10 protein-coding genes and 1 tRNA gene (1 of these 11 cut by a window edge) are annotated in these 7164 nt (G+C 67.6%); 9 read left to right on the forward strand and 2 right to left on the reverse strand.

Features of this window, described 5'->3' with window-relative positions; genetic code table 11:
- The first annotated feature begins 57 nt into the window (after positions 1-57).
- The 3 genes from NPJ82_RS04620 (at position 58) to NPJ82_RS04630 (ending at position 2098) form a co-directional block, all read left to right on the forward strand.
- Positions 58-134 (forward strand) — tRNA-Arg (locus NPJ82_RS04620).
- A 45-nt stretch (positions 135-179) separates the two neighbouring features.
- Entirely contained in the window at positions 180-617 is a 438-nt protein-coding gene (locus tag NPJ82_RS04625; protein ID WP_342658499.1) for a hypothetical protein, read from the forward strand.
- Positions 618-1267: 650 nt separating this feature from the next.
- Entirely contained in the window at positions 1268-2098 is an 831-nt protein-coding gene (locus NPJ82_RS04630; RefSeq protein WP_342658500.1) for a MipA/OmpV family protein, read from the forward strand.
- A gap of 51 nt (positions 2099-2149) precedes the next feature.
- Here NPJ82_RS04630 and NPJ82_RS04635 read toward each other — a convergent pair whose 3' ends face one another.
- Complete coding sequence (locus NPJ82_RS04635) at positions 2150-2452, reverse strand: SWIB/MDM2 domain-containing protein (protein WP_174236620.1); 303 nt, start codon at positions 2450-2452, stop codon at positions 2150-2152.
- Between the two features lie 51 nt (positions 2453-2503).
- Positions 2504-2707, reverse strand: a complete 204-nt coding sequence (locus NPJ82_RS04640; protein WP_342658501.1) for a DUF2945 domain-containing protein — start codon at positions 2705-2707, stop codon at positions 2504-2506.
- A gap of 96 nt (positions 2708-2803) precedes the next feature.
- Between NPJ82_RS04640 and NPJ82_RS04645 the strand changes: the two genes are divergently transcribed.
- The 6 genes in view from NPJ82_RS04645 to NPJ82_RS04670 are tightly spaced (each overlapping or abutting the next) and all read left to right on the forward strand, a layout consistent with a single transcriptional unit that may run on beyond the window.
- Complete coding sequence (locus tag NPJ82_RS04645; protein WP_342658502.1) at positions 2804-3916, forward strand: S-(hydroxymethyl)glutathione dehydrogenase/class III alcohol dehydrogenase; 1113 nt, start codon at positions 2804-2806, stop codon at positions 3914-3916.
- Entirely contained in the window at positions 3916-4299 is a 384-nt protein-coding gene (locus tag NPJ82_RS04650; protein ID WP_342658503.1) for a VOC family protein, read from the forward strand. Before NPJ82_RS04645 ends, NPJ82_RS04650 begins: the two co-directional genes overlap by 1 nt.
- The gene (gene purU, locus NPJ82_RS04655; RefSeq protein WP_342658504.1) at positions 4296-5162 is read left to right on the forward strand and encodes a formyltetrahydrofolate deformylase; all 867 of its coding nucleotides are present in this window, start codon (positions 4296-4298) and stop codon (positions 5160-5162) included. The genes NPJ82_RS04650 and purU overlap by 4 nt, the downstream gene beginning before the upstream one ends.
- Positions 5159-6013: an S-formylglutathione hydrolase gene (gene fghA / locus NPJ82_RS04660; RefSeq protein ID WP_342658505.1), complete on the forward strand. Its 855-nt coding sequence runs from the start codon at positions 5159-5161 to the stop codon at positions 6011-6013. Before purU ends, fghA begins: the two co-directional genes overlap by 4 nt.
- Positions 6010-6636: a GTP cyclohydrolase I FolE gene (gene folE, locus NPJ82_RS04665; RefSeq protein WP_112382232.1), complete on the forward strand. Its 627-nt coding sequence runs from the start codon at positions 6010-6012 to the stop codon at positions 6634-6636. The genes fghA and folE overlap by 4 nt, the downstream gene beginning before the upstream one ends.
- On the forward strand, positions 6633-7164 hold the 5' portion of the coding sequence (locus NPJ82_RS04670) for an SDR family oxidoreductase (RefSeq protein WP_342658506.1). The gene runs 212 nt beyond the window's last position; 532 of the gene's 744 nt are visible here — the first part of the coding sequence; the start codon lies at positions 6633-6635; its stop codon lies off the right edge, out of view. The genes folE and NPJ82_RS04670 overlap by 4 nt, the downstream gene beginning before the upstream one ends.

The raw sequence follows: 7164 nt of genomic DNA on the forward strand, positions 1-7164 counted from the left end.
CGGAGCCGCCGGGGCCACTGGACCCGTCGCGATGGCGGTTGTATCAGGGCGCGGCGTGACTCCGTAGCTCAGTCGGATAGAGCATCAGATTCCTAATCTGGGGGCCACTGGTTCGAATCCAGTCGGGGTCACCACCTTCCTTTCCCATCCAGCCGGATGCTGCCGCGATGCGACCATTGGTGCCGTTGCCTGTCGTGATGCTGGTGGCGGCGATGATGCTTGGCGGTTGCGAGCGGGCGCCGGCGGGGGATTACGATACCGCGCGCCTCGATGCCGCCGATCGGGCCGATCGGGCGCGTCAGGAAAAGGCCGCACAGGCGATGGTCGCCGAAACGCAGGATGCCGTGCGGTGGAAGATGATGGCGGCGCGGATCGACGCGCTGGAACGCGAGGTGGCGGCGCTGCGGGATACGCGGCAGATGCTGGATGCGACGCTGGTCGCGGATCGGCTGGCGCGGGTCGAGGCGGGGGTGGTCGACAAGCCTGAGCCGGTGCCGGTGCCGGTAGCGACGCCGACGCCACGACCGCCGGTGGCGCGTGCGGTGCCGGTAGCGAAGGCGAGTCCGACGCCGGCGAAGCGCGCTGCGCGCAAGCCGCTGGAACTGGATTTGCGCTAACTGGTGTTCGGGGCACCTGATCCGTTCGTGCCGCACAGTTCTGACAGGGGTGTACCGGGGCATCGCTGCGTGCGCCAACCTGTCTCTCGATACGCCGTCTCGATACGCAGCTGCGCTGCTACTCGACGGCTACTCGAGACGAACGGACGGGGGGGGCGGCGGAGGGGTGTGACCGGGCTGTGTCGTTGGGCGCGGCACTAGAGCAAGCTGCGTTAAATCCGATCCATCCCGTTCCGTTCGTGCTGAGCGAAGTCGAAGCACAGCCCCTGGCGCTTGGCCTTCGACTTCGCTCAGGCCGAACGGATGTTGCATCAGGTTTTGCGCATGATGCTCTAGGGTCGAATTCGATCAGACGTGGTCGCCCTCACCCTTCGCCGCCTGCAGCGTCTTTTTCCTCTCCCGCCGGGAGCATCGGGTGAACAGTGCCCCGCACTGTTCAGGTCATGCCGGGGGCATGACCGACCCGATGCGGGAGGGAGCGGCGCAGCCGCGAAAAGGGTGAGGGTGAGCGAAGGCGATCGCATTCCACTCGGACTGGTAAGTGGTATGCCGGGCAGCTGGCGCGTTTGGGTGCGCCACTATCGCCATCTCGCTGCCGACGGGGCAGTATCCTCGAACTCTGCTGATCGGGGATGATGGTGATGCGTGGAATGGCGTTGATGACGGCGGCGTTGCTGGCCGTGCCGGTGGCGGCGCAGGAGTCGCGACCGGAGGCGGCACCGGCACGGATACCGCCCGCGCAGCCCGAGGGGTGGAGCATCACGATCGGCGCGGCGCCGGTGTTGAGCCCGGCCTGGCTCGGATCGCGGGACGTGTCGCTGTCGGTGTTTCCGGACCTGCGGATCAATTACCGGGACGTGCTGTTCGCCTCCGTGCCCGACGGGATCGGATGGAATGCGGTGAACGGCGGCGGGTGGCGTGCAGGGCCGCTGGTCAAGATCCGGTTCGGGCGTGACGAGCGCGACGGCGGGTCGCCTTTCCTGATCGGGGGCGGCAGCGATGCGCTGGTCGGCATGGGCAATGTGAAGGCGGCGGGCGAGGCGGGCGGCTTCGTCGAGAAGGCGTTCGGCCCGGCGCGGCAGTGGAGCCTGCGCGGCGAGGTGCGGCAGGGTTTTGGCGGGCATCAGGGAGTGGTGGCCGATATCGGCGGCAGCTACCGCGCGCGGCTGGGGCGCAGCATCGTGCGGTTCGGGCCGCGCGCGACGCTGGCCAGTCCGGATTTCATGCAGACCTATTTCGGGGTGGATGCGGGCCAGTCGCTGCGCACCGGGCTGGCGCGATACGATGCGGATGGCGGCGTGCTGTCCTACGGCGTCGGCGGGTCGATGGCGCATCCGCTGGACCGGCGCAGCGCGATCACCGTGTTCGGCAGTCTGGAGCGGCTGGGCGAGGCCGCGGGCGACTCGCCGCTCGTCCGCGAGCGGGGGCGCCGGGCGCAGTTCACGCTGGGCGTGGGATACGGTTTCCGGTTCGGTCTATAGGAGGCGGGGGGCGCCGCCTGCGACCTGCGCGGCGGGGCCCCCCGGCCGGTCTTACTTCTTCAGATGGGCGGAGATGAACTTGTTCATCTCGAACATCGTCGCCTTGTCCTTGCCGAACACCTTCTTGAGGTTGTCGTCGGCGAGGATCTCGCGCTTGTTCTCAGGATTCTGCAGGTTGTTGGACTTGATATAGTCCCAGACCTTGCTGATTACCTGGCTGCGCGGCAGCTTGTCGTTGCCGACAATGGCGCCCAGTTCCTCGGACGGCTGGACCGGGGCGTGGATGCCCGTGCCCTCGTTGGTCTGCTTCGTCGCGGCCTTCTTGGCGCCGGCTTCCTGCTTGGCAGTGGCCATCTCTGTCCTTCCTATTCTCTAGCGGTCCCCCTTGTGCGGGGGGCGTGTGAATCACGCCTTATGGAGCGCCCTCGCCTTGTGCGCCGCCTTTCCGCCATTGTCACTCTCTACAATGTATTGCGGCTCGTCCTTGGACGCGCGGACCTGATGGCCCTTGATCTTGGTATCGTTGGTGACCTTCTTTTCGACAGTGCCATGCGCGGTGCCGCCATGGCTTTTCCAGGTCACTTCGTCGCCCTTCTTGAAATCGGTCATGGATCGTCTCCTGTAGCTACGCGTCAATGGCGGGGAGGCCCGGTTGGTTGCATGGCGCCCCCAAGCGGCGTTAGGGCACGCCCGAGGAGATCATCGATGAAGACCCGTGCCGCCGTTGCGTTCGAGGCGAAGAAGCCGCTGGAGATCGTGGAACTGGACCTGGAAGGGCCCAAGGCCGGCGAGGTGCTGGTCGAGATCATGGCGACGGGCATCTGCCACACCGATGCCTATACGCTGGACGGGCTGGACAGCGAGGGGTTGTTCCCGAGCGTGCTGGGCCATGAAGGCGCCGGGATCGTGCGCGAGGTGGGGGCGGGCGTGACCAGCGTGGCGCCGGGCGACCATGTGATCCCGCTCTACACGCCCGAATGCCGCCAGTGTAAATCGTGCCTGTCGGGCAAGACCAACCTGTGCACCGCGATCCGCGCCACGCAGGGCAAAGGGCTGATGCCCGACGGGACGACGCGGTTCAGCTACAAGGGGCAGCCGATCTTCCACTATATGGGCTGCTCGACCTTCTCGAACTTCACCGTGCTCCCTGAGATCGCGGTGGCCAAGATCCGCGAGGACGCGCCGTTCCAGACGAGCTGCTACATCGGTTGCGGCGTGACGACGGGCGTGGGCGCGGTCACCAACACCGCCAAGGTGCAGGCAGGCGACAATGTCGTGGTCTTCGGGCTGGGCGGCATCGGCCTGAACGTCATCCAGGGCGCGCGGATGGTGGGGGCGAACCGCATCGTCGGCGTCGACCTGAACCCGGAGCGCGAAAGCTGGGGCCGCCAGTTCGGCATGACCGACTTCATCGATGCGCGGGGGCTGAGCCGTGAGGAGATGGTCGCCGCCGTCGCCGCGCTGACCGATGGCGGGGCGGACTATACGTTCGACTGCACCGGCAATACCGAGGTGATGCGCACCGCACTGGAATGCTGCCACCGCGGCTGGGGCACGTCGATCGTGATCGGCGTGGCCGAGGCGGGCAAGGAAATCTCCACGCGTCCCTTCCAGCTGGTCACCGGGCGCAACTGGCGCGGCACCGCGTTCGGCGGGGCCAAGGGGCGCACCGACGTGCCCAAGATCGTCGACTGGTACATGAACGGCAAGATCGCGATCGACCCGATGATCACCCATGTGCTGAGCCTAGAGGAGATCAACAAGGGCTTCGACCTGATGCATGCGGGCGAGTCGATCCGCTCGGTGGTGGTCTACTGATGTTCAGCCATGTGATCCTAGGCGCGGACGACATCGCCGAGGCCAAACGCTTCTACGACGCGGTGCTGGGCGTGCTCGGCGTGCCCGAGGGCGTGGTCGATGAATGGGGCAGGGTGTTCTATGCCCATGCCGGCGGACGCTTCGGCATCACCCAGCCGATCAACGGCGAGCCCGCCAGTTTCGGCAATGGCAGTACGCTGGGCTTCCTCGCCGCATCGCCCGAACAGGCCGATGCGTGGCAGGCGGCCGGCGTGGCGCATGGCGGCACCGCGATCGAGGATCCGCCGGGCGTGCGCCATGCGACGGGCGGGCGCCTGCTGTACCTTGCCTATCTGCGCGATCCATGGGGCAACAAGCTCTGCGCGCTGCACCGCATCGGATGAGCGGGGAGGCGCCCTTCGTCCTGACGCTGCAATGCCAGGACCGGACCGGCATCGTCGCGGCGGTGGCGGGCGCGCTGGCGGGGATCGACGGCTTCATCCTGGACAGCCAGCAATATGCCGATCTGGGGACGGGGCGCTTCTTCATGCGCGTCGTCTTCGGACGCGGCGGCGAGCGCTTTCCGGCGGCGCGGGAGCCGGTGGCGGCGGCGCTGGCCCTGGTCGCCGAACGCTTCGGCTTCGACTGGGAGGTGGCGAGCCCGGGGGATCGGCCGCGCGTGCTGGTCGCGGTATCGAAGGGCTCGCACTGCCTGAACGACCTGCTGCACCGCTGGCGGACGAACACGCTGCCGGTCGAGATCGTCGGGGTGCTGTCCAACCATGATGCGCTGCGCCCGCTGGTGGAATGGCATGGGCTGCCCTGGCATCACCTGCCCGTCGGCGCCGACAATCGCGATGCGCAGGAGGGCGCGATCATCGACCTGATGGCGGCATCGGGCGCGGATTACCTGGTGCTGGCGCGCTACATGCAGGTGCTGGGCCCGCGGCTGGTGGCGGCGCTGGAGGGGCGTTGCATCAACATCCATCACAGCTTCCTGCCCGGCTTCAAGGGGGCGCAGCCCTATCACCGGGCGCATGCGCGCGGGGTGAAGCTGATCGGCGCGACCGCGCATTTCGTCACCGCCGACCTGGACGAGGGGCCGATCATCGAACAGGCGGTGGAGCGGGTGGATCACCGCGCCAGCATCGACGATCTGATCCGCATCGGCCGCGACATCGAGGCGCAGGTGCTGGCGCGCGCGGTCGCCTGGGTGGGCGAGCGGCGGGTCTTTCTCAACGGCAACCGGACGGTGATATTCCGATGACGATGGAAACGGTTTCGACCAACACGGCGTTCGGCGGGACGCAGGGCGTGTACCGGCATGACAGCCATGCGACGGGCACGCCGATGACCTTTTCGGTCTATGTGCCGCCGCACGATCCGGGCGAGCGGCTGCCGGTGCTGTGGTATCTGTCGGGGCTGACCTGTACCCACGCCAACGTCACCGACAAGGGCGAGTATCGCGCGCCCTGCGCCGAGCACAAGGTGATCTTCGTGGCGCCGGACACCAGCCCGCGCGGGCAAGGCGTCGCGGACGACGAGGCCTATGACATGGGGCAGGGCGCCGGCTTCTATGTCGATGCGACGCAGGAGCCCTGGGTGCCGCATTTCCGCATGCGATCCTATATCGAGGACGAACTGCCCGCGCTGATCGCGGCGGAGTTCCCGGTGGCCGATCTGGCGCGACAGGCGATCACCGGTCATTCGATGGGCGGCCACGGCGCGCTGACGCTGGCCTTGCGCAACCCCGATCGCTTCCGCGCGGTCAGCGCGTTCGCGCCGATCGTCGCGCCGTCGCAGGTGCCGTGGGGGCAAAAGGCGCTGGGCGGCTATCTGGGCAGCGACCGGGGTAGCTGGCGCCAGCATGATGCGGTGGCGCTGATCGAGGATGGCGCGCGACTGCCCGAGATATTGGTCGATCAGGGCGATGCGGACGAGTTTCTCGACGAGCAGCTCCAGCCCGAGCGGCTGCGCGCGGCCTGCGCGGCGGCGGGCATCGACCTGACACTCAGGATGCAGCCCGGCTACGACCACAGCTATTATTTCATCTCGACCTTCATGGCCGATCATGTCGCCTGGGCGGCGGCACGGCTTCACGCAAAGGACCCTGCATGACCGTCGTTCCCGGCGAGCCGGAGGATGGCGACCTCGTCGCCGCCGACGGCAAGATCGCCGTTCCCTCGCACGTCACCGACGCGATCCGCACGCTGATTGAATGGGCCGGTGACGATCCGACGCGCGAAGGGCTGGTCGATACGCCCAAGCGGGTGGCGCGGGCCTGGCGCGAATATTGCGCCGGCTATGCCGATGATCCCGCCATCCATCTGGCGCGCGTGTTCGAGGAGGTGGGCGGTTATGACGAGATCGTGCTGCTGAAGGACATCCCCTTCCAGTCGCATTGCGAGCATCACATGGCGCCGATCATCGGCGTCGCGCACATCGCCTATCTGCCGCGCAACCATGTCGTGGGCATCTCCAAGCTGGCGCGGGTGCTGCACGGCTTTGCCCGGCGCCTGCAGGTGCAGGAGCGGCTGACCGCCGAGGTGGCGGACTGTATCTGGGACAACCTCAAGCCGCTTGGCGTTGCGGTCGTCATCGAGGCGACGCATGCCTGCATGACCGCGCGCGGGGTGCGCACGCCCGGCGTCGCGATGGTGACCAGCCGGATGATGGGCGTGTTCCGCGACGACGATCGCAGCCGCAAGGAGGTGCTGGCGCTGATGGGGCGGCCTGCATGATCCGCACCGTGCTGGTGACCGGCGCGGCAAAGCGACTGGGCGCGGCGATCGCCCGGCGGCTGGCGGCGGACGGGCACCGGCTGGTGTTGCATTACAACGGTTCGGATGAGGCGGCGCAGGCGCTGGCGAGAGACCTGGACGCGGTATGCGTACAAGGTGACCTGAGCGATCTCGAAGCGATCGACGCTCTGTTCCTGCGTGCCCGGGTCGCGGCGGGACGGCCGATCGACGGACTGGTGAACAGCGCCTCGGCCTTCACATTCGACCGGCCGCCGGTGATCGATCCCGCATTGATGACGCGCCTGACCGCGATCGGCGTCGGCGCGCCTGCAATGCTGGCGGCGGCGTTGGCGCGGCAGGACGATGTCACGGACGGTGCCGTGGTCAATCTGCTCGACCAGAAGGTCGCCAACCTCAATCCGGATTTCTTCTCCTATAGCTGCGGCAAGATCGCCCTGGCGGGCGCCACCGTCATGCTGGCACAGGCCCTGGGACCGCGGATCGCGGTGAACGCCGTGTCTCCGGGCC

Source organism: Sphingomonas sp. NY01, assembly GCF_038809135.1.
GTDB lineage: Bacteria > Pseudomonadota > Alphaproteobacteria > Sphingomonadales > Sphingomonadaceae > Sphingomonas > Sphingomonas carotinifaciens.